Consider the following 22,029-nt stretch of genomic DNA (forward strand, 5'->3'; position numbering starts at 1 on the left):
AAATTTAACTGAATCTCTATGTTAAAAAGGCGTAAAGTAGGGAATTGATAAGATGTTAAAGAAATTTACAGAAAAAACTTTCACTTGAAAGACGTCTGACAACTTGGTACAATTGGCATAGAAAGTAGAAATGAAAACATTTACAAAAAATAAGGGAGGCTCATTCCGTGGCAATTCTTCTTGGAATAGTAGCAATTATCGTGGTCCTCGGGCTAGCATTTCTAATGTCTAATGACAAAAGAAATATTAATTATAAAGGCATAGGAATAATGTTAGTTTTACAATTGTTAACAACCTGGTTCATGTTTACAACCGAGATTGGTCAATTTATCATTAATAAAATCTCTGCAGGTTTTAATAAATTAATTGAATTTGGGACAGAAGGGGTTAATTTTGTTGTTGGTGGATTTGTTGTTGAAGAAGGAGGCGTTTTCTTTTTTAACGTTCTATTACTTATAATTTTCTTCGCAACAATTTTATCTGTACTAACTTATTTGAAAATCCTTCCTCCAATTATAAAGTATTTGGGTGGTTTAATTTCAAAAATTACCGGACTTCCTAAAGTTGAATCCTTTAATGCGGTTAACAGTATCTTTTTTGGTCAATCAGAAGCACTAATTGCAATACGGACACAGTTCCATCATTTAAATGATAATCGTCTTTATATTGTAAGTGCTTCCGCGATGGGATCTGTATCAGCTTCCATTGTTGGAGCGTATCTGCAAATGCTTCCCCCAGAGTATGTTTTGGTAGCACTACCACTAAATATGTTTAGTGCTTTAATGGTTGCATCCATTATTGCTCCTGTTCGCGTGCCAAAAGAAAAAGATATTGTTGATATTAAAGATGTTACTAATGATAAAAGTATTTTTGAAGCAATGGGTAACGGGGCATTAGAAGGTGGTAAAATTGCTTTAATCGTTGCTGCTATGTTAATAGCCTTTATTGCCTCCTTGGAACTCGTTAACTGGTTAATTCAATTGGTATTCGCTGGTATAACGTTACAGGAAATACTAGGGTATATCTTATCACCAATTGGAATTTTAATGGGAATTTCACCGGGAGAAGTGGTACAAGCCGGTTCTGTTATGGGTACAAAAATTGTTACAAACGAATTTGTAGCTATGCTTGATTTCCAACCTATGATTGCAGATATGTCTGAAAAAACAGTAGGGATTGTATCCGTATTCCTTACAAGTTTTGCTAACTTCTCCTCAATCGGTATTATTGCTGGTACAGTTAAAGGAATTGATAGTGAGAAAGCTGTCAGCGTATCCGGTTTTGGTCTTAAGTTATTAGTAGGTGCTACACTAGCTTCTATTCTATCCGCCACTATTGTTGGACTATTTTTATAAATGTTGAAGGCTACCCTTATGGGTGGTCTTTTTTGTTGTATCGAGCTTTCATCTAAAGCACAAAATATATAAATATGAAATAACTTTTGATGCTTAATCTAAGTATGAAAAATAAATTTATTGCTGGAAAGTCCACTGAAATATTGAGTCTGATTACGCCACCGCTACGTAAAATACTGCGCTTTTCGGGAGCGGCTGAAGCCATGCCGGTGGAAAGCGTCCCCCTGCAGCGGAAATCAATGGGGTTATCCCGCTTCTACTGTGGCTTAATCTCTCACTAGTAACTAAGGCATATCAGTAACTATCATTTATTGAATGGTCTTTTAGTAATAGTTAATCTTAAGGTAAGATGATTGTGCTTCAGAAATTAATAAGGATAACAATGTTTAGACACTTCTATGAAAGGAAAGATAATTAGCAGAGAGGAGTGGCTATATAATGAATAATCAGTTGAATTTATTTATAGATGGAGAATGGATAGAAACAAATGACAAATTGAAGGTATTGAATAAATATAGTGGAGAAACATATGCGGAGGTTTCTAAAGCTGGGGAAAGAGAAGTAAATAAGGCAATAGAAGGAGCAGAAAAAGCATTTAAGCAAGAAGAACTTCCACCTTATAAGCGTTATGAAATAATTAAAAAAGTATCCGAGTTGTTGCAGGAAGAAAAAGAATCGTTCACAGACTCTATTATAAGTGAAGCTGGGAAGCCACGTAAGCAAGCAAGTACGGAAGTAGACCGTGCGATTCAAACCTTTGAAGTAGCTGCAGAAGAAGCGAAACGAATCAGTGGTCAAGGGGTACCAGTAGAGGCTGCGCCAGGATCAGAAAACCGTATGGCATTCACTATTCGAGTCCCAGTTGGGGTGGTAGGCGCAATTACGCCATTTAATTTCCCGCTTAATTTGGTTGCACATAAAATTGGTCCGGCATTGGCTGCAGGTAATTCGGTGGTTTTAAAGCCTGCGAGCGCAACACCGGTTACTTCATTAAAACTAGCTCAGCTATTTGCAAAAGCAGGACTGCCAAAAGGTTATCTTCAGGTAATTATCGGATCCGGTTCTGAAGTAGGAAAGCAAATGCAGGAAGATGAGCGGATTTCCACATACACTTTTACAGGAAGTGCTGAAATTGGATTGAAGCTGAAACAAAATACAGGTCTTAACAAGCTAATTCTCGAACTGGGGAATAATTCACCAGTCATTGTAGACAAAGATGCAGCTATCGACAAAGCAGCAGAGACACTTGCAGTAGCAGGATTCGCATATGCAGGCCAAACATGTATCACACCACAGCGTATTTATGTACATCAGAATGTATTGGAAGAATTCCAGGAAAAGCTACTAGATCAGATGCAAAATCTAAAAGTAGGAGACCCATTTGATGAAGATACTGTTGTTGGCCCCTTAATTTCAGAAGAAGAAGCAAAACGTGTTGAAAACTGGGTGGATACCGCCGTTCAAGCAGGTGCGAATATTTTAACAGGTGGAAAACGGGAAGGCGCCATGTACGAACCAACTGTATTATCTCAAGTAACTAAAGACATGAACGTAGTGAGTAAAGAGATATTTGGACCAGTTGTTACTATAATTCCATATTCGGATCTGCAGTCCTGTATAAGTGAGGTAAATGAATCTCCATATGGGTTGCAAGGTGGTATTTTCACTGAGAATCTTGATACTGCGTTTTATGCTGCGCGAAATGTGGAAGTAGGAGGACTTATGGTTAATGATTCTTCCCAATACCGTGTTGACCTTATGCCATATGGTGGTGTAAAAGATAGTGGTTGGGGAAAAGAGGGACCTAAGTTCTCCATTGAAGAAATGACAGAAGAAAGATTAATTGTGTTAAACCTATAAAAAAAGCGAGGTGTAAGCCTCGCTTTTTTTTAAATGATCTAAAATCATCAACATGAATAGTTTCTTTATGTCTGTGATTGTACCTTGTTCGTATAATGTTTTTGTATGTGAAACAATCTGGCTAATAACGCGATCGCCCCACAGCTTAAGCCAACAATAATTCCTACCCAGTAACCAAATGGCTCCAATGATGTATAGTTAGCCAGAATCCAGCCGACAGGTAATCCGATAATCCAATAAGAAATCAAGGCTAATATTAATGTTACATTTACATCTTTATATCCTCGTAAGGCTCCTTGAATAGGCGCCCCAAAAGCATCTGCTAATTGAAAGAAAATCGCGTAATTAATGAAGTGCTTTGTTAGTTCAATTACTTCCGGGTTAGAATTATACATTTCAGCTACCCAATCTCTTGTTACATATAAAACCGCTCCTGCAAATAAGGCAATAAAAAGGCCGCCACTGATTCCAATATATCCATAAATTCGAGCATCCTTCAATCGTTGGCCACCCAATTCAAAGCCAATCGCGATAGTTAATGCCATACCTACACTTAATGGGATCATATAAAGTAAGGAAGCAAAGTTAATTGCCGCCTGATGTGCAGCAATTGTATACGTACTATACACACTCATTAATAATGTGACTGCTGAAAAAATACTCGTTTCGAAGAACATTGCAACCCCAATTGGAACACCAATTTTAAGCTGCTCTCTCCATGCTTGAATGGATGGCTTAATCCAATTGGAAAATACATGGAATTGGCGAAAGGGTGCAACTCGATATACAACCCCTAAAGCAATAATACAAACAAGCCAGTATGTAATTGAAGTAGCAATCCCTGCTCCAATACCACCAAATGCAGGGACACCAAACTTACCGAATATAAATACATAATTAAATAAAAGGTTCAATGGTAAAGAAATCAAAATAATTACCATGGAAATTCTTGTCTGGCCAAGGGCATCTATAAAACAACGCAATGTATTAAAAATAAACAGTGGTATTAGTCCTGAACCAAGAGCAATTAAATAATATTTTGCAATGTGCCGGACTTTGGGTTCGAGATCCATGATTTCAAGAACAGGATTTAACGCAAATGCCCCAATAATAAATACTACTATGCTCAATGCTACGGACAAATAAATCCCCTGCTGCACCTTATTGGAGATCTCTTTATTTGAGTGAGCCCCGGTTAAATGGGCAATGATGGGTGTAATTGCTAATAATATTCCATTAACTCCTGTGAAAATGGGTACCCATAGACTGGAGCCGATAGCGACACCAGCCAAATCCTCTGCACTTGCCCTGCCTGACATGACTGTGTCAAAGATGTTCATCATATACATGCTAACCTGTGTAATAAGGATAGGAATTAATATAACGGTAAAAAGCTTTAATTTTTCTTTTAAACTTGAGGTAACATACATAATATACTTCCTTTTTCTTCGTTTTTCTAATAGGATATAATAGAGAATAATAAGCACTATTATACCGTTTTATTTTGCAGTAGGAAAGAAAGGACGTACATGTATGAAAAATAAACGAATTCTTTTTACTGGTGGAGGAACTGCCGGACACGTTATTGTGAATCTGGCACTTATTCCAAAGTATCAGGAACAAGGATGGGAAATTGATTATATAGGGTCATATGATGGTATTGAAAGGAAGCTGATTGGGGAATTAGAAGGAGTTACTTATCACCCGATATCTACAGGGAAACTCAGACGTTATATTTCCAAAGAAAATATGAAAGATCCTTTTAAAGTTATAAAAGGTATTTTCCAGGCTGCCAGTTTCATTGGTAAAAGAAAACCAAGGGTTATCTTCTCTAAAGGTGGGTTTGTTTCAGTTCCGGTAGTACTTGCAGCTAAACTACGAGGGGTACCGGTCATTATTCACGAATCGGATTATACTCCTGGTCTGGCAAATAAAATAGCTATTCCATTTGCCAAGAAAGTACTGGCAACTTTTCCGGAAACAATGCAATACTTACCGGAGAAAAAGGCGGAGTATGTAGGAGCGGTGATCCGTGAGGAGTTATTTAAAGGAAACAGGGAGGCGGGTCTGAAATTTGCCAGTCTGACGAATAAAAAGCCAGTTCTATTAATAATGGGAGGTAGTGGTGGTGCCAAAAAAATAAACGAAACAGTAAGAGCAGCACTACCGGAACTCCTAAAGTACTTTCAGATTATTCATCTTTGCGGTCAGGGCAAAGTTGATGCATCTATAGAAGCAGAAGGATATACACAGTTTGAATATATTAATGAGGAATTAAAAGATATATTTGCTGCGACAGATTATATTTTATCCAGGGCAGGTTCTAATGCCATCTTTGAATTTCTTGCATTAAGAATCCCAATGCTGCTTGTTCCATTATCCAGACAAGCAAGCAGAGGTGACCAAATTATTAATGCAAAATCATTTGCGGAAAAACGTTATGCCAGAGTGGTGGAGGAAGAGAACCTTACGGAAGAAACTCTGATTAAAGAAGTTAACCAGTTAAGTGAGATGGCCCCTATAATGATCGATCATATGAAGGAATTTAAAAGTGAAAAATCACGTGATCGAGTAATGGAAATTATTAGCGAAGTGCAGAAATAAATAAGTACCCTCTTCTTGAAAATCAAGAGGAGGGTACTAACTGCTGTAATGTATCTTTACTATGATTTCCTTGCTAAATCTGTCTATTTAAAAAGTTTCACCGTGGTGAATTATCTTTAAATTCACATTAAAATCAGCTTTTACTTCCGGATATTTTTTTCTCCATTCCGCTCTAGTTAATGGTTTCCCCTTCTTACTATAACGATAGACTGATCCGAACCCCATTGCGTCAGAGTTGAACTCCTGAAGTTTTTTTAATAATTCTTCGTACTTTTTTTCTATGTTCTTTTCTATTTCTTTTTCAAGTAACTTCAATACCCGCTTATCTTCTAATTTAATCTGATTAGAAATTTCTAAAAGACTTGCTTCTATGTTCAAATTTATTTTAAATGTAAGGTCTTCCAAATCAGTTACTCTTATCGTTGAATCGTTTCGTAAAGTGTTTAGCGCAACATGTAATTTTTCTGTAGTTGAGCTAGAAGAGTTTCTTTTATATTTTTTAAAAGGTTCAAAGGGAAGAGTTATTTCTAACCACTCACTAAGTAAGCTTTCGTCTAAAAGATTAAATAGGATTTTATTTTCTATGGATATATCTCCTACATATTTGTCATCTTGGAATACGCCAATATTAGTAATTTTTGGGATACCTTCTTTTATTTCAAAGACAGGTAAAATCGGGTCCACCCCAATATCATTCTTCAGTCTGCTAAATTTAACTAAGGAGACCTTTGGAAATAATTTGTCACTAGCACTGTTTTCAATAACTCCATGGAGATACTGCCCGATATTCATAGATATACCACTCTCCTGAACGGTAAGTATGTCTTCTGCAGTGGGTTCTCCAATTGCCATATAACTGGTATCAGGCACGCGGGCATCCCTTAGCAAGGTGTCTAAGTATGGTGAAATTCCTTCTTGAGCAGTTTCTTTTCCGTACAACTCAATTTGTAGCTTCCCTGAATCTAAAAGGAAGTTTGTTTCCAAGTTTGCATTGTTAATAGCCCCTTTTGTGGAATTACCTGTTCCTTTTACTAATTTTGTTATATCCTTGGCTTGGGCCTCAAACTGGAAGAGTACAAGGGAAGCTTGAACTAGACCATCTTCTTGTTTATCTATTCCGCGTGCATTAATAATTCCCATTTTTTCAATTTGATTTTCTTTAAAGCATCCTGTTAAGAATAAACATATAATGAACGTATAAATAATTAGTTTGCTTTTCATGTAGTATTCATTCCTTTATGTTTAGACCTTTTCTTTTTAAAAAAAACAAGGGTTGCCAAGATAAAAGGATACACACAATTAATCCAAAACCCCATATTGCTGACAATAGTGGTAAATTGAAGTATCATATAGTCATATTTTAAAATGCTAATACTCACTAATAACAAACTACAAAGTATATACAAGCTTTTTCTTTGCTGAATGTTGTATAATCGTTTAATTCCGTAAGTAGTAGCCCAGGCTAAAAAAATATTATTAGGAACTACAATCATCATCCATTCCATTACAACTATATAATCTAGTCTTTCAGCAAAACTAAATGAGGCGCTTTTAAATAGTGTGATAACCGTCCACTCGCTATCCCGCAGGTTTTCTAAACTGTAATATCCAATGCTTATTATTGTAGTTATTAATAGGGTCGAAACAGAATAGATAATAGCAAGAAATACTGGTAATTTAATTTCTTTTTTATTATCAATATAAGGATAAATAATAAGGAGGATTTCAAAACCAAGTAAAGTATAACTGCTTGCTTTTGCTCCTTTTAAAAGCTCGATAAGAGAAGCGTCTAAAACTGGAAGTAAATGAGACCAATCCATTCGCAAAATAGGATCATATAATAAAATAAGTAACCACTGAGACAGGATGAAAAATAAAAAAGCTACTCCTACTATTACTTTGACTCCGCCCCAGATACAATAAATAACAAGGATTAGTATAAGACCGCCTATAACATAGGAGGGCATGGTTGGACGTATAAATACTTGAACAACTTCAATATAAGTTAACATAACTGATAGCAAAGCCATTGCTAAATAAATTATATAAATAGAACCTAATACCTTGCCTATAAAAGATCCAAATATGTCTACTTGAATACCAAATATATCTGAGTTTTCATATTGACTTAGAATATAGATGATAACTGAAAGGATTAGGATTAGAGCCACTCCTGCAATAAGAATAGATATCCATGCATCTTGACGGGCATAACCAAAAATGTATGATGGTGCCCCCATTATACCTGCGCCAAGTTGAACAGTGCAGATAATAAAAAAGAGATAAAAAGCTCGTATTCTTTTTCCAGGTGCAATTACGTTCGTTATTTTCATATGTCACCTACTCGTCTATGTCTCGTTTTTGACCTGCATCCTTTTTACTAAAACGGTAGAGACGTTTTGGTAAATAAGATTTTGCTCGCTTATATTCAAATTTAAAGGGAGTGCGATAAAAAACTTTATTAAAATCTTGTAATTGTAATGGATACAGTGGAATCAAGTATGACCGACCTAATGAAGTGAGACGTAGCAAATGGATGATAAGAAAGCATAATCCAAACATAATTCCTATTAAACCAAAAAGCCCAGCTAATATTATAAGCGGAAATCGAATTATTCGAATGGTTGTTCCCAATAAATAACTTGGTGAAGTATACGATGCTAAAGCACTCATAGCTACAACAATAATTAGAATATTACTAGTTAAACCAGCTGCAACTGCTGCCTGTCCAATAACAATACCTCCGACAATACCCATTGTCTGCCCCACCTTCGTTGGAAGACGAGCGCCAGCCTCTCGTAAAAGCTCAATTAAGAATTCCAAAATCAGAGCCTCTATTAAGGGAGGGAAGGGTACTGCTGCTCGTGACTGCCCGATAGAAATTAATAACTGTGTAGGAATAATACTATATTGATAAGTAATAATAGCAACATATAAGGGTGTAACAATGACTGTAAAGAACATTGCAATAAAGCGAAGAAGCCTTAAAAATGTACCTGCATACCAATTCATGTACAAGTCTTCCGTAGATTCGATAAAACTAAATAAGTTTGCAGGGGCAATGATACCTGTAGGGCTATTTTCCATTAAAATCCCTACTTTACCCTTAGTAATGGCATAAGTGAATCTGTCAGGCAATTCCGTTGATTGAAAAGAAGGGAAAATATTAGATTGCGAATCAGCAAGATACTGTGAGAGAACAGCACTGTCCTCCACTTCATCCACATCAAGTTCTTTAATTCGTTGTCTCATAGTATTTACATCTTCTTCATTAGCAATAGATTTTAGATAGATTAAACGAATATCTCGTGGATTTAACTTACCAATGGTATAATCTTCTAGCACTAAATCGGTGGATTTTATTCTCCACCTAACGATATTCATATTCGTTACAATCGACTCTGTGAATCCAATTTTAGGCCCCAATACAAGTGATTCGGTCTCTGCTTTTTCCAGAGAACGTTTTTCCTTATTTAATAGCAGATAAGAGAGTACTTCTTTTTCTCCCTCTACATAAACAAATACCTCTCCAACTAATAATTTTTGAAGTATCTCTTCTAATGAATGAGAAGTTTTTACATCGTTTAAAGGTGTCCGATTTATAATCTCTTTATTTGTCCATTTTTCTTCCATGGATAAGAGTGGCTGTAATAAAAATTCTTCCACTTTGTCCGTGTCTACTTGATACCCTATAAAACATACACCGACTTTTTTACCGTTTTGCTGCTCATATTTGGAAAATACTAAATCTGGGTTCTTCTCAAATTTTTCTTTTAAAAAGGATTCCAGATCATCTACCTTCATTGGGAGTTTCTTTTTATTCCTTGTCTTCATTTTCTTCCTCCTGAATTTATCCAATCCATAATAGTATGTTGCTAAAATAGTATTTTATGTAGATGAAGTATAGGCAGAAAATGAAGTATTGATGGAGGGGTAAATAGGAAGGAATAACAATGATTAAGCCATAAAAAATGCAGAGAAATTAATCTCTGCAGATAATGAAAAACTAATCTTCTTTTGAAACAACATCGACTTTACCAGTGTGTGGATCAATAACCAATCCGTGAACCTTCACTTCTTTAGGAAGTAATGGATGGTTACGTATAATAGAGACACTTTGCATGACAGATTCTTCAACAGTATCAAAGCCATGGAACTCCTCATCCAAATTTATTCCACTATGTGTAATAGTATCAAGTGTCTTTTTATCGACGCCACGTGCTTCCATTTTTTCTGCTAATGCTTCTGTGTCAACATGTGACATACCGCAATCATGGTGACCAATTACGGTTACTTCTTCAGCCTGAAGTTGGTACACTGCTACAAGAATACTTTTCATAATACTGTCAAAAGGCTTGCGGATAATTGCTCCAGCGTTCTTGAGCATTTTTACATCTCCGTTTTGAATGTTTAATGCCCGTGGCAGAAGTTCTACTAAACGAGATTCCATGCAAGTGAAAATAACCATTCGTTTGTTAGGGATACTATCCGTTTTGTATGGTTCGTAGGATTTTCCTTCTACAAATTGTTTATTATATTCCAGCATTTCTTCCAAGTGCATATTTCCACTCCTTTAAAATAGTTTTTCCTATTAAAATATAGCAGTTTTTTTTAGTAAGTGTACAGTAGAAAGCTAATTTCGACAAAATTTACTTTTTTCTCTTAAGCCCAAAGACTCATTTTTGGAAAATTTAAACATACGTATTGTTTGTCCATATTAAGTGAGTTATGATGAGAGTAACAATTTGTTGAGGGGTGGGAGTATGGGAGAGTTTGTACGTAATTGTCGATTGTGCAAAGAACCAATGGAAAGCAGTCCATTTATGATGTGCCCAACGTGCCTGATAGAAGGAGATCGCGTTCGTAGCTTCATCAGGAAGCACCCACTTGTTTCTGTTGAAGAAATATCTACGTCAACAAATGTAGATGTAGAGAAGGTTAAAAATATGGTTAAATTAGGATTAAGCAGCAAACATGAAAATAAAATACTCAAATAGATTAAAAAGAGAATTACTTCACGTAAGGAGTAGTTCTCTTTTGTTTTATAATTTAAAGTCACACTAAATTAAAAATAATTTGAAAAGTAGTTGACTTTAAAAAATATAAATAATATAATTATTGAGAACAAAAAAAGAAAGGAGGTCATAGACCATGGAAAACAATGTAATTATTCAAACCAACAACTTCATACTTGCTGTGACCTGCCTTGGACGGATTATGGAATAATTAGCTAACTATGGCTTATTGTTTCTGTACTAAAAAGGTCACAATTTATTTGTGGCCTTTTTGTTGTTATATAGGGTAGTTACGAATTTTTCTAACCTTTAAGCATGTGTTGTCACAAACACATGCTTTTTTTATTTATTATAAACCCGTATACTAGCGAATATTTACAGAACAAGGCTAAGCCATCATTCGTTCAGTTGGCAGAAATCAGGTAAGCAAATTGTCTAAATTGGAGCAAGGACATTTTGTAACGAAAAAGCTCCATCGATGATTTTCACTATGCAAATCTAGAGAGATAGAGAAGGTGATAACATGTTTGCGGTATTTAAAAAACTGGATTGGTTTTTTAAACATTATTGGAAGAGATATTTATTTGCAATCATTGCGTTAATTATTGCAAGCGCTATTGGCTTGATCCCGCCAAAGCTGGCTGGGTATACAATTGATCACATTCAATTTGATACACTGACTTCTAAATTATTAATTGCGCTTATTTTAGGATATCTTATATTAATCGTTGTTCATTATGCCATATCATTTTTATGGGATTATACCTTATTTGGAGGGGCGGTTATTCTTGAAAGGTGGACACGGAGCAAGTTAATGTCGCACTTTTTATCTATGACCCCAACATTTTTTGGGAAATATCGTACCGGTGATCTAATGGCAAGATCAACCAATGATTTAAAAGCAATTAGTCTTACAGCAGGTTTCGGAGTACTTACCCTAGTCGATTCCAGTATATTTATGTTAATGATTATTGCAATGATGGGGTTTACAATTAGCTGGAACCTTACGTTGGCTGCACTGATCCCTTTGCCTGTAATGGCAATTGTAATGAATAAATATGGGGCAGCTATTCATTCCAGATTCACTAAAGCACAGGAAGCTTTTGGCGAAATGAATAATGATGTTTTGGAATCAATACGAGGTGTTCGGGTGATTCGAGCTTTTGTACAGGAAAAACAGGATGCCAAACGTTTTGAGAATATGACTAATGAGGTGTATGAAAAAAATATTGAAGTAGCAAAAATAGATGCTTTATTTGAGCCTACAATGAAAATCTTAGTTGGTCTGTCCTATACTATAGGCCTTGGATATGGGGCAATGCTGGTATTTGAAAACCAAATGACACTCGGTGATTTAGTTACTTTTAACGTATATCTAGGTATGCTGATCTGGCCAATGTTTGCTGTAGGAGAGCTGATTAATATTCTTCAACGGGGAAATGCGTCCCTTGATAGGGTAAATGAAACATTAGACTACAAAGCAGATATACGTGAAGCAAGAGATCCTTTCTACGTAAACCAAGTGAGTAACATTGAGTTTAAAGATGTTTCTTTTGCGTATCCTACCAGCTCAATTGATCAGTTATCCCATATTTCTCTACATGTGAAACAGGGGCAGACGATAGGTGTGGTAGGGAAAACTGGAGCAGGTAAGACCACTTTATTTAAATTGTTACTCAGACAGTATCCTGGAGTGAAAGGAGAAATAAAGATTTCTGATGTAGATTTACATCAATTAAGCTTGGATCAAATTCGCTCTTGGATCGGGTATGTCCCTCAAGATCAAATTATGTTCTCCAAGTCCATCAGGGAAAATATTCAGTTTGGTAAAGGAAATGCAACAGACAAAGAAATTTTCCGTGTAATGGAGCTCGCACATTTTCTAAATGATATAAAACAACTACCAAATGGACTGGATACACAGGTAGGAGAAAGTGGAGTTACCTTATCGGGTGGCCAAAAGCAGCGTGTTGCTTTAGCTCGTGCCTTTATTAAGGAGCCTGAAATCTTGATTTTAGATGATTCCTTATCCGCTGTGGACGGGAAAACAGAATCAAAAATTATTGATCACTTAAGACAGGTAAGAAAAAGCAAAACAACATTTATAGCAGCACATCGTTTGTCTGCTGTCACACATGCTGATCATATTATTGTACTGGAAGATGGCAAGATTGCTGAAGAAGGTACGCACGAACAATTGCTGAATAATAATGGCTGGTATAAAGAACAGTATATTCAACAACAATTGGAAGATGGGGAGGTGGAATAATGAGTAAACCATCAACTGAAAGAAGATTATTTAATTATGCGCTACAATATAAAAAACAAATATTTATAGGTTTAGCCTGCTTAATGGTAGCGGTAGCATTGGAGCTTGCCGGACCACTAATTGCCAAAAAAGTAATTGATGAACATATTGTTGGAGTAGAAGGTACTTGGCAGCAAGTTGCCGATAAGGATGAGAATTCAGTAGCGTTTGAAGGAGATTATTATAAACGGGAAGATCGTGTGCAAGCACAAGACAAAACAGTCGGTTCCCCCGTTTCCTTATTACAAATTGGCACTTCTTATTACTTCGTTGACGCTGAAGTTCCTACAAAAGGAAAACGAACTGTGGATAATGGCACGATTAAAATAACAGAAGGTGAAAAAGTCACGGAATTTAATGGTGAAAAACTAACTTTCTCAGAAGTCTATCCATTTTTTACTCCAGAGAAAAAGCCTATTATATTCTTACTAAGTTTATATATAATACTGTTGTTAGTAGCAGGTTTTTTTCAATTTTTCAAAACCTATTTACTACAGAAATCATCCAATCAAATAGTGAAAAAAATGCGAAACGATCTATTTACCCAGACACAACGCATTCCTATTACGTATTTTGTTGATCAACCTGCAGGTAAAATTGTTGCGAGAATTACGAATGATACAGAAGCGATCCGGGATTTGTATGAGCGGGTATTGTCCATTGTCGTAACAAGTGTTATTTATATGGCGGGAATATTTGTGGCCTTATTTATCCTTGATGTAAAACTGGCAATAATGTGCTTATTTATTATTCCTTTAATTATCGGTTGGATGAAGGTATATAAGCACTTTGGATCAAAATACAATAAAGTAATTCGCTCAACGATTAGTGAAATCAATGCCAATATTAATGAAGCAATTCAAGGAATGCCTATTATTCAGGCTTTTCGTAGAGAAAAGAAAACAAAGGAAGACTTTGAAGTATTGAATGAACGGCATTTTACCTTCCAGCGCAAGCTTGTAAAATTAAGTGCCTTAACTTCCTATAACCTTGTTACAGTTTTTCGTAATCTAACTTTTGTAGGGTTTATTTGGTATTTCGGTTCGATGTCTTTAGATCCTGGAAGTCTTATTTCCATTGGAATGCTTTATGCGATTGTTGATTATCTGACACGGCTATTCGAACCAGTAACTGATATAGTGAATCAACTGCCATTAATTGAACAGGCAAGGGTCGCTGGTGGACGTGTATTTGAATTGCTTGATCAGGATGGTGAGGATGTAGATAATCAGCCAATTGAAAGGTATCGAGGAAGAATTGAGTTTGACCATGTCACTTTTTCGTATGATGGGAAAGAAGATGTTTTACATGATTTATCTTTTACAGTAAAAGCGGGAACGACAGCTGCTTTTGTCGGTCACACTGGTTCTGGAAAAAGCTCGATAATGAATTTGCTTTTCCGTTTCTATGATCCGCAAAAAGGAAAGATAACCATTGATGGGTATACTACAGAGGAGTGGTCGCGACAGCAGGTAAGGAGCCATATGGGAATCGTGTTACAGGATCCGTTTTTATTTACTGGTACCATCCTTACAAATATTACGATGAACGATCCTGAAATAACTGAAGAAATGGCGATACATGCTTTAAAAGCTGTAGGTGCTGATCGGTTTATTAAAAAACTGCCTAATCAATATCATGAAGAGGTAACAGAAGGTGGAAGTACATTCTCCTTAGGTGAAAGACAATTGTTATCTTTTGCAAGAGCTCTTGCATTTGATCCGGCAATTCTAATTCTTGATGAAGCTACTGCTAATATAGATACTGAAACAGAGGCAATTATTCAGCAAGCATTGGAAGTTCTTAAGAAAAATAGAACTACACTGGTAATCGCACATCGCTTGTCTACGATTCAGCAAGCTGATACAATTTTTGTACTTGATCATGGTATAATTGCAGAACAAGGAAATCATCAGCGATTAATTAATGAAAAAGGTATCTATTATCAAATGTATCAAATGCAACAAGGCAGTATCAAACAGAAGGCAATCTAAAGTGAGGTGGCCTATGCATCCCAAAGATCAAGACCAACAACATGATATTATAGATGAAGATTTATATGAAGAAATAGATGACGAAGAGCTTTATGAACTTGTCCAACAGGAAAGGCAAAGGGCGATTCAAAGAGAAAAAGAAAGAGAAAACCAGAAAAAGCCAAAACGACCGTTTCCCAAATGGCCGTTTTGGCTCATTGCTATTGCATTGGTTTTTAATTTATTTGCATTAATTCCTCAAACATTCTCCGTCCCGGCAATTGATTTTTTAATAGCTTCAGCTAAGCTATCAACACAGGACACTATTCAAGAATACAAAAAAGCAGTTGTAGTTGTCGAAACAGAAAACAGTAAAGGAACCGGTTTTTCCATCTCTGCCAACGGTCAAATTATTACGAACCACCATGTAGTGGGTGAAGAAAAAGAAGTGACTGTCGCTTTTCAGGATAAAGGATTATATTCAGCAGAAGTGAAGGAAGTGTATCCTGATGTGGATCTTGCCGTGCTTGATGTTGATGGAAAGAGTCTTCCGTTTCTCCCACTTGCTGAAAAAGGTGTAAGCACATCTGTTGGTGAGGAGATACAATTTATTGGTAACCCTTTACGTTTTAATGGAATTGCCAACGAAGGCATTATAGCAGGGTCGACGAAGTTAAGTGACTGGGAACAAGAGGTAACTATGTTGAATGCACCGGTTTATCGTGGAAACAGTGGAAGTCCTGTAATTAACAAAGAAGGAAAAGTAATAGGTGTGATCTTTGCGACAATGACCCATGAAGAAAAAGGAAAAGTAGGTCTCTTTATTCCTATTGATAATTATTATGAAAAACAGGGAGAAACCACAAGTGTACATTAATAAGGCCTGTTGCTGAAAGTTTCATCTAGGTGAAATCAGGGTAAATACTTCATAAACGTCTTAAGGAGGCGATTATGTGTTGTTTTTCACATCTGATTTAAAAGATTACCATGTGCATGCGGCAGATGGTGAGATGGGTAAAGTGAAAGATTTATATTTTGATGATAACAATTGGGCGATTCGATATGCGGTTATTGATACTAGAAAATGGTTGCCCGGAAGACGTGTACTCCTATCCCCTACCTCTTTTATCACTGTTAATGAGAATGAGGGCCATTTGGAAGTGAAACATGATAAAGACACTATTCGAAACAGTCCATCTATCCCGGAAGATCAACCAATGACACAAGATATGGAAGATACGTTGGCAGGTTATTATGGCTGGAGTAGATATTGGATGGGAAACTTGTTATGGGGCCCAAACGTCACTCCTGCAACTGATTTAGATTCTAATACGGAAAATCCCCAAATCTTTGAAGAGAAACTGGATGAACAAAAAAGATATGACCTAAGAAGCGAAGACGAAACAAATGGATTTAAAGTTCATGCTGACGATGGGAAAATTGGTACATTAACAGATATGATCTTTAACTCGGATAATTGGAAACTTCAATATATGGTTGTCCGGGATAGTGAAGCCATTACTGAAGAAGCGTATTATGTATTTGATTTAAATAACATTGAATCGGTAGATTGGTTTGAAAATGATATCTACATTAATACTACGCTTGAAAAAATAAAAGCAGAAAATGTTTATGAAACGAAACAGAGCATTATGGCAAGCCTTTAAAGGTTAAAAATGTCTCTATATTAAATAGAGGCATTTTTTTAATGTTCTATATGCTTTTGGAAAATCTAAAATGTATTTTTTGTTTTTTTACAAGTTCTCAAAATATATAAACTGCGACGTAACTAAGAATATAGAGGCTGCGTAAATTGCCGCTACGGGGAAATATTCCGCTTTCCGCGGGCGGCTGATGAGCTTCCTCACGCTACGCGTTCGGGGATCTCATCGAGGCCTCTCCTCCCGCAGGAGTCTCCATATTTCCCCTTCGCTACTATTTCCTATTATATCTACGAAAAAAATTGCGTTCGCATACACCCAGAATGTGTTGTGTACAAATTGATTGTAGTGGAGGGCGGCGACTCCTGCCGGAATAGCATGAGGCGAAGACCCTGGACGGAGCGTAGCGGAGGAAGCGGCTGAGGCCATGCCGGCGGAAAGCGTCCGCATGCAACGAAAATCAATGGGGCACTTCTCCTCAAATATTTCACTGAGTTTTTCATCAATAAATTTACGTCGCAGTTTCCTCCTACTGCGTAGAAAGTGAATTTGTAAGAGAAAACGTTTATGCCCTAGCTTATGAGACTCTAAATATACTGATTATTTACAGATATATCAACGTGAGTCATTGTAATTTAAACAAAATGTAATTGTTTTGTGGTAGTAACAACATACTGTTTAAGTTAAGATAAAGCAGACTGCAACCATTTCAATATAATTAATTTTAAGATAAGATGGTGAAAACATCATGACATATATAACACAAATAATAACTACACCCAAAAACAAGAAAAAACTTACGAAAATTATGATAGCTGGGGGTGTTTTAGGTTGATTATGAGTAAGTCATTAAAAGACATTCCTCTTGAAAAAATGATCGCCTCAGCTCAACAAGGGGACGAGCTAATACAAAATTATCTTTTAAAGACATATCAACCATTTATCGCTAAGTGTGTTTCTGAAGTATGCAAACGTTATATCGATCCAAAAAAAGATGACGAATTCAGTATCGGGCTTTCAGCATTTAATGAAGCTATTTTATCCTATTCTCCTGACAAAGGGAGTTCTTTTTTATCTTTCGCAAACTTGGTAGTGAAAAGGAAGGTTATTGACTATATTCGTTATGTTCAAAAACGCCCACTGGGGATTTCATTGGATGAAACATATGATGCAGAATTAATGGAAAATCCAATTGAAATAGTAGCTGTAAAACGAAATTTCCAAATGGAACAGGATGCTTGGCGACGTAAGGAAGAAATAATGGATTTTAAGGAGAAATTGAAGGAATATAAATTGACTCTTTTAGAATTAACTGAATCCTCGCCAAAACATAAGGATGCGCGTGACTCAGCGGTTCGTACAGCTCGTATCTTATTCGAAGATGAGAAATTACACAGTTATGTATTGGATAAAAAGAAATTGCCCATTAAAGATCTGATCAAACGTGTCAACGTGAGTAAAAAAACATTGGAAAGGAACAGAAAATTCATTTTAGCGATATTTGTCGTCCTCAGTAATGATTATGTATATCTTCAGGATTATCTAAAGGGGGTGGGTCAGTGAAAAAAGGGATTGTGATGGAAAAGCATTCTCATTATACCATCGTAATGGAAAAAGGAGGAGCGTTTTATAAAGCAAAGCCAATAGACGCAATGGTTGGCTCAGAAGTTTGCTTCGAACCGTTTGATGGTAATAAGAAAACATTTTTACTATTTCCAACTAAAAAAGTGAGTACATCAGTCCGCTTATTATCGATGGCTTGTGTTTTACTTTTATTGGTTCTGCCATTTTATTTTATAGTGTCAGTAAACAAAACATATGCCTATGTGAATATTGATATTAATCCAAGTGTAGAATTAGAGCTGAATAAAGATTTAAAGGTACAATCCATTCACTCGCTCAATAAAGATGGAAAAGAACTTGTTTCAAATTTGTCTGATTATAAAAATCAAAATGTAGAGAAAGTAATTCGGATGATAATGAAAGAAAGTGAACATTCCGGAATGATTAATGACCAAAAAAATATTTTGGTTGGAGTAAGTTATGCAAATGGAGAGGTTAAAGATATTTCTGTTCTAGAGCAGGTGGATAACTCATTTCAGAAAAAGCGTACCGATTGGAGCGTTGTTACGTTCAATGTTCCAAAGCATGTTAGAGAAGAAGCGAAAAACAGTAATAAATCAATGAATGAACTAATGGCAGGGCTAGTAAATAAAGATCAAAATAAACAAGGCTCTGTTTCAATGAATGATCAGGAGAGAGCAATAATTCATTCTTTTTATACCGACGATAATGATCATTCGAAAAAAGAAACAGAAGAGTCTTCTCTTAAGATAAAAGAAAAAAATAAAAATGAGCCAATACATGAAAAAGAAACAAATAAACCCCCTGTATCCCAAAATAACCACCAAATGAAACAAGAAAATAGTAATGACAAAAAGGCTTCTTCCAATACTTCAAGTAAACAAAGGGTTGAAAAAGAGAAATATAATCCCAACGAGAAAAAGAATAACAGTGCTCAAAATAATAAACAAAAGGTTGAAGAAAAGAAAAATAATAGTCACAAGAAACAAGAACAAAGTAAAGATCAAAAACGTAAAAATAATCATTCCAATCACGATAAAAACCACCAAAATCAATCACATCATTCATATGATAAGGAACACCATAAGCATAAATATAATAAGAATAAGCATAAAGAAGATAAGCAAGACGATGACGATGATGACAAAGATCATGATGATGATAAAGATGATGACGAAGATCATGATGATCACGAGCATGATAATGATGATTAAAATAAAAATGGAGGCTGTCACCGAACAGCCTCCATTTTTATATTTCCATAGCAATTGCAGGTTGGTATTTCATGGCATGGTCTAAATAATAAAGAAGATTATCATGTGATTGAATGATTTTTCCTTCGTCCAGGGAATAATGGTAAGCATGCAGGAAGAGTTGTATTTTCTTTGAAAGCATATCATCATTTGTACGGACCATTAGTACAAGCAGTTCATCCCATTGGCCCCACAAGGTGTAGTATAATGCTTTGTCATAATCTGGTATATCCATATTACCCCTCCTTATAATGTAAGGGCTATTTATATTGTCCCCCATATTTTATTTATATCAGCAAAGCATAAATTGGTTCGTTTACCATAAAATGGTTTGTTTGCGAAGAATAATAAAAGATGGGTGAAGCATACTAGAAATAAATTTATAAGGAGGAGTACAGGATGAAATTAAAAATATTGAGTATAACATCAATACTTGCACTAGCTTTAGTAGCCTGTGGAACAAACGACAATGGGGACAATCAGGAAGGCGCTATGGGAGATAACAATAATATAGAACAAACTCGTTATAATAATACTGGGGATGGAATGTCAGGAGATCGTAATCATGACATGATGAGAAACTCCGAAAGAGACCAAAATCGTACAGATACAAGAAGCGGTAACGAAACTCGTTATGACGTAGCAGAAGAAGCTGCCAATAAAATTACTGATAAAGTAGATGACATTGAAAGTGCCTATGTTCTTACAACAGATAATAATGCTTATGTGGCAGCCAGACTAGACACAAACAACAATAACGGTAACAAAAATAACAACAATAATACTAATAATAAGGGTAATGAAGTAACTGATAAAGTGAAAGATGAAATAACCAAAATTGTAAAGTCTGTGGACAACGATATCGACAATGTATATGTTTCAACTAACCCAGATTTTGTGGATTTAACAAATAATTATATAAATGATGCCGATAATGGGAAACCAGTAGAGGGTTTCTTTGATCAATTTGGTAATATGATCGATCGTCTATTTCCAGACAACAATAAATAAAATGACTCATTAAGGAGTGTACTACACAGAAGTAGTACACTTTTTCTTTTTGAGTACGGAGATTCTGTTTATACGGATTATTAACTCAGACTTCGGAAAAGTCACTTTTCCCACTTCAAATATTTTATAAAGCACTTGTCTAATCGAATTATATATAGTGTGAATCCAAGAATAACCAATTTTTATTGACTAATAAGGAACATATGATATGATATTACATATAATCTTACTATTCATAGTGTTTTACTATGTTTTAATAAAATTGTGGAGTGAAATGGGAATGGGGAGAGAATTTTTAAATATTTTTAGTGAGTGGGCAGAAACATATGATGCAAGTGTTTCAGGTGAAAACCCGCAATATGCAACTGTTTTTGAGAATTACGAGCAGATTTTGGCAGAAGTTGTGAGTGAGTCAGCAGGGACCGTATTAGAGTTTGGGGTAGGCACAGGAAACTTGACAGAGAAATTAGTAGCAAAAGGTTTGCAGGTTATTGGTATAGAGCCCTCTGCATCTATGAGAAAGATAGCATCAGAGAAGCTGAATGAAGTGATTCTTCTGGATGGAGATTTTATAGATTTTCCTCCTGTTAAAGAAGAAATTAATACAATTACAAGCACCTACGCTTTTCACCATTTAACAGATGCAGAAAAGGAAAGTGCTATAGAGAAATATTCCAGTATATTATCTGCTGGAGGGAAGGTAGTTTTTGGTGATACTATATTCCCTTCTGAGGCAGACAAGAAAAAAGCAATAGACCATGCTTTGGAAAAAGGCTATGTAGATTTGGCGGAGGATTTAAATCGAGAGTACTATTCGACCATTCCATTAATAAGAAGTATGTTTGAAAAGTATAAATTTGAAGTGTCTTTTAAACAAATGAATGATTTTGTCTGGATAATTAAAGCAAAAAAAGACGAAAGAAAGGGGAAACATAAAATGGCAGAAAAAATGAATGTGGAAAGCTTTAATCTTGATCATACAAAGGTAAAGGCACCTTATGTTCGACTGGTAGGGGTTACAGAAGGAACCAAAGGAGATAAAGTTTATAAGTACGATATCCGCTTTAAACAACCAAATAAGGAACATATGGAAATGGCTGGATTGCATTCCATTGAACACTTAATGGCTGAAAATATTCGTAACCATATGGAAAACGTTCTGGATATTGGGCCAATGGGATGTCAAACAGGGTTTTATTTAGCGATTTTAAACAATGATAATTATGAGGAAGTATTAACTGCTCTGGAAGAAACATTAGATGATGTATTAGAGGCAGAAGAAGTCCCAGCTTGTAATGAAGTGCAATGTGGCTGGGCAGCTAACCACAGTCTGGAGGGTGCAAAGAAAATTGCTAGAGAGATGCTGAACAAGAAACTGGAATGGCGAGAAGTATTTTAAATATGG

At 35.8% G+C, this 22,029-nt stretch carries 18 protein-coding genes and 1 pseudogene; 13 read left to right on the forward strand and 6 right to left on the reverse strand.

The genetic code is table 11. The features are described 5' to 3' along the window. Positions 1-167: 167 nt before the first annotated feature. Both BME96_RS04065 and BME96_RS04070 read left to right on the forward strand, forming a co-directional pair. Entirely contained in the window at positions 168-1,355 is a 1,188-nt protein-coding gene (locus BME96_RS04065; protein WP_019377119.1) for a NupC/NupG family nucleoside CNT transporter, read from the forward strand. Positions 1,356-1,793: 438 nt separating this feature from the next. Then, on the forward strand, positions 1,794-3,215 hold the full coding sequence (locus BME96_RS04070; RefSeq protein WP_071648365.1) for an aldehyde dehydrogenase family protein: 1,422 nt from the start codon (positions 1,794-1,796) through the stop codon (positions 3,213-3,215). 65 nt (positions 3,216-3,280) lie between these two features. Here BME96_RS04070 and BME96_RS04075 read toward each other — a convergent pair whose 3' ends face one another. Beyond that, positions 3,281-4,645 (reverse strand): MATE family efflux transporter, encoded by a 1,365-nt coding sequence (locus tag BME96_RS04075; RefSeq protein WP_071648367.1) that lies wholly within the window; start codon positions 4,643-4,645, stop codon positions 3,281-3,283. A gap of 103 nt (positions 4,646-4,748) precedes the next feature. Between BME96_RS04075 and BME96_RS04080 the strand changes: the two genes are divergently transcribed. Next, complete coding sequence (locus BME96_RS04080; RefSeq protein WP_071648369.1) at positions 4,749-5,819, forward strand: undecaprenyldiphospho-muramoylpentapeptide beta-N-acetylglucosaminyltransferase; 1,071 nt, start codon at positions 4,749-4,751, stop codon at positions 5,817-5,819. An 87-nt stretch (positions 5,820-5,906) separates the two neighbouring features. On the opposite strand, the gene BME96_RS04085 is transcribed toward BME96_RS04080, so the two are convergent. The 4 genes from BME96_RS04085 to BME96_RS04100 form a co-directional block, all read right to left on the reverse strand. Beyond that, complete coding sequence (locus tag BME96_RS04085) at positions 5,907-7,040, reverse strand: Ger(x)C family spore germination protein (RefSeq protein ID WP_060680337.1); 1,134 nt, start codon at positions 7,038-7,040, stop codon at positions 5,907-5,909. Further along, positions 7,037-8,152, reverse strand: coding sequence for a GerAB/ArcD/ProY family transporter (locus tag BME96_RS04090; RefSeq protein ID WP_071648370.1), 1,116 nt, complete (start codon positions 8,150-8,152; stop codon positions 7,037-7,039). Before BME96_RS04090 ends, BME96_RS04085 begins: the two co-directional genes overlap by 4 nt. 7 nt (positions 8,153-8,159) lie before the next feature. Then, positions 8,160-9,653, reverse strand: coding sequence for a spore germination protein (locus tag BME96_RS04095; RefSeq protein WP_071648372.1), 1,494 nt, complete (start codon positions 9,651-9,653; stop codon positions 8,160-8,162). Positions 9,654-9,825: 172 nt separating this feature from the next. Then, a complete protein-coding gene (locus tag BME96_RS04100) occupies positions 9,826-10,380 on the reverse strand; it encodes a beta-class carbonic anhydrase (RefSeq protein WP_071648374.1) in 555 nt (184 codons plus the stop codon). Positions 10,381-10,582: 202 nt separating this feature from the next. Between BME96_RS04100 and BME96_RS04105 the strand changes: the two genes are divergently transcribed. The 7 genes from BME96_RS04105 (at position 10,583) to BME96_RS04140 (ending at position 19,574) form a co-directional block, all read left to right on the forward strand. Beyond that, positions 10,583-10,816, forward strand: a complete 234-nt coding sequence (locus tag BME96_RS04105; RefSeq protein ID WP_019377127.1) for a hypothetical protein — start codon at positions 10,583-10,585, stop codon at positions 10,814-10,816. A 541-nt stretch (positions 10,817-11,357) separates the two neighbouring features. Then, positions 11,358-13,103 carry an ABC transporter ATP-binding protein gene (locus BME96_RS04110; RefSeq protein WP_019377128.1) on the forward strand — a complete coding sequence of 582 codons (1,746 nt, stop codon included), beginning with the start codon at positions 11,358-11,360 and terminating at the stop codon, positions 13,101-13,103. Further along, entirely contained in the window at positions 13,103-15,136 is a 2,034-nt protein-coding gene (locus BME96_RS04115) for an ABC transporter ATP-binding protein (RefSeq protein ID WP_071648375.1), read from the forward strand. Before BME96_RS04110 ends, BME96_RS04115 begins: the two co-directional genes overlap by 1 nt. A gap of 13 nt (positions 15,137-15,149) precedes the next feature. Beyond that, the gene (locus BME96_RS04120; RefSeq protein WP_071649948.1) at positions 15,150-15,992 is read left to right on the forward strand and encodes a S1C family serine protease; all 843 of its coding nucleotides are present in this window, start codon (positions 15,150-15,152) and stop codon (positions 15,990-15,992) included. 76 nt (positions 15,993-16,068) lie between these two features. Beyond that, entirely contained in the window at positions 16,069-16,782 is a 714-nt protein-coding gene (locus BME96_RS04125) for a PRC-barrel domain-containing protein (protein ID WP_077357306.1), read from the forward strand. An 831-nt stretch (positions 16,783-17,613) separates the two neighbouring features. Beyond that, complete coding sequence (sigI, locus tag BME96_RS04135; RefSeq protein WP_071649950.1) at positions 17,614-18,339, forward strand: RNA polymerase sigma factor SigI; 726 nt, start codon at positions 17,614-17,616, stop codon at positions 18,337-18,339. Next, the gene (locus BME96_RS04140; RefSeq protein WP_071648378.1) at positions 18,336-19,574 is read left to right on the forward strand and encodes an anti-sigma-I factor RsgI family protein; all 1,239 of its coding nucleotides are present in this window, start codon (positions 18,336-18,338) and stop codon (positions 19,572-19,574) included. Before sigI ends, BME96_RS04140 begins: the two co-directional genes overlap by 4 nt. A 37-nt stretch (positions 19,575-19,611) precedes the next feature. Here the strand turns inward: BME96_RS04140 and BME96_RS04145 are convergent, their stop codons facing one another. After that, entirely contained in the window at positions 19,612-19,848 is a 237-nt protein-coding gene (locus tag BME96_RS04145; protein WP_019379323.1) for a YhdB family protein, read from the reverse strand. 179 nt (positions 19,849-20,027) lie between these two features. On the opposite strand from BME96_RS04145, the gene BME96_RS04150 reads away from it, so the two are divergent. From BME96_RS04150 to BME96_RS04160, 3 genes and pseudogenes are all read left to right on the forward strand, one after another. Next, positions 20,028-20,624 (forward strand): YhcN/YlaJ family sporulation lipoprotein, encoded by a 597-nt coding sequence (locus BME96_RS04150; protein ID WP_317617824.1) that lies wholly within the window; start codon positions 20,028-20,030, stop codon positions 20,622-20,624. 280 nt (positions 20,625-20,904) lie between these two features. After that, positions 20,905-21,537 (forward strand): annotated as a pseudogene (locus BME96_RS19335) (class I SAM-dependent DNA methyltransferase); the annotation flags it as partial. 24 nt (positions 21,538-21,561) lie between these two features. Continuing rightward, complete coding sequence (locus BME96_RS04160) at positions 21,562-22,023, forward strand: S-ribosylhomocysteine lyase (RefSeq protein ID WP_071649951.1); 462 nt, start codon at positions 21,562-21,564, stop codon at positions 22,021-22,023. Positions 22,024-22,029 lie beyond the last annotated feature (6 nt).

It is taken from the genome of Virgibacillus halodenitrificans, assembly GCF_001878675.1.
GTDB lineage: Bacteria > Bacillota > Bacilli > Bacillales > Amphibacillaceae > Virgibacillus_Q > Virgibacillus_Q halodenitrificans.

Bases quoted from the DNA above. Each gene is read 5' to 3' on its own strand.
- BME96_RS04145 (WP_019379323.1), bottom strand. From the start codon at position 19,848: ATGGATATACCAGATTATGACAAAGCATTATACTACACCTTGTGGGGC.
- BME96_RS04090 (WP_071648370.1), bottom strand. From the start codon at position 8,152: ATGAAAATAACGAACGTAATTGCACCTGGAAAAAGAATACGAGCTTTT.
- BME96_RS04100 (WP_071648374.1), bottom strand. From the start codon at position 10,380: ATGCACTTGGAAGAAATGCTGGAATATAATAAACAATTTGTAGAAGGA.
- BME96_RS04105 (WP_019377127.1), top strand. From the start codon at position 10,583: ATGGGAGAGTTTGTACGTAATTGTCGATTGTGCAAAGAACCAATGGAA.
- BME96_RS04080 (WP_071648369.1), top strand. From the start codon at position 4,749: ATGAAAAATAAACGAATTCTTTTTACTGGTGGAGGAACTGCCGGACAC.
- sigI (WP_071649950.1), top strand. From the start codon at position 17,614: ATGAGTAAGTCATTAAAAGACATTCCTCTTGAAAAAATGATCGCCTCA.
- BME96_RS04115 (WP_071648375.1), top strand. From the start codon at position 13,103: ATGAGTAAACCATCAACTGAAAGAAGATTATTTAATTATGCGCTACAA.
- BME96_RS04095 (WP_071648372.1), bottom strand. From the start codon at position 9,653: ATGAAGACAAGGAATAAAAAGAAACTCCCAATGAAGGTAGATGATCTG.
- BME96_RS04070 (WP_071648365.1), top strand. From the start codon at position 1,794: ATGAATAATCAGTTGAATTTATTTATAGATGGAGAATGGATAGAAACA.
- BME96_RS04110 (WP_019377128.1), top strand. From the start codon at position 11,358: ATGTTTGCGGTATTTAAAAAACTGGATTGGTTTTTTAAACATTATTGG.
- BME96_RS04160 (WP_071649951.1), top strand. From the start codon at position 21,562: ATGGCAGAAAAAATGAATGTGGAAAGCTTTAATCTTGATCATACAAAG.
- BME96_RS04120 (WP_071649948.1), top strand. From the start codon at position 15,150: ATGCATCCCAAAGATCAAGACCAACAACATGATATTATAGATGAAGAT.
- BME96_RS04085 (WP_060680337.1), bottom strand. From the start codon at position 7,040: ATGAAAAGCAAACTAATTATTTATACGTTCATTATATGTTTATTCTTA.
- BME96_RS04075 (WP_071648367.1), bottom strand. From the start codon at position 4,645: ATGTATGTTACCTCAAGTTTAAAAGAAAAATTAAAGCTTTTTACCGTT.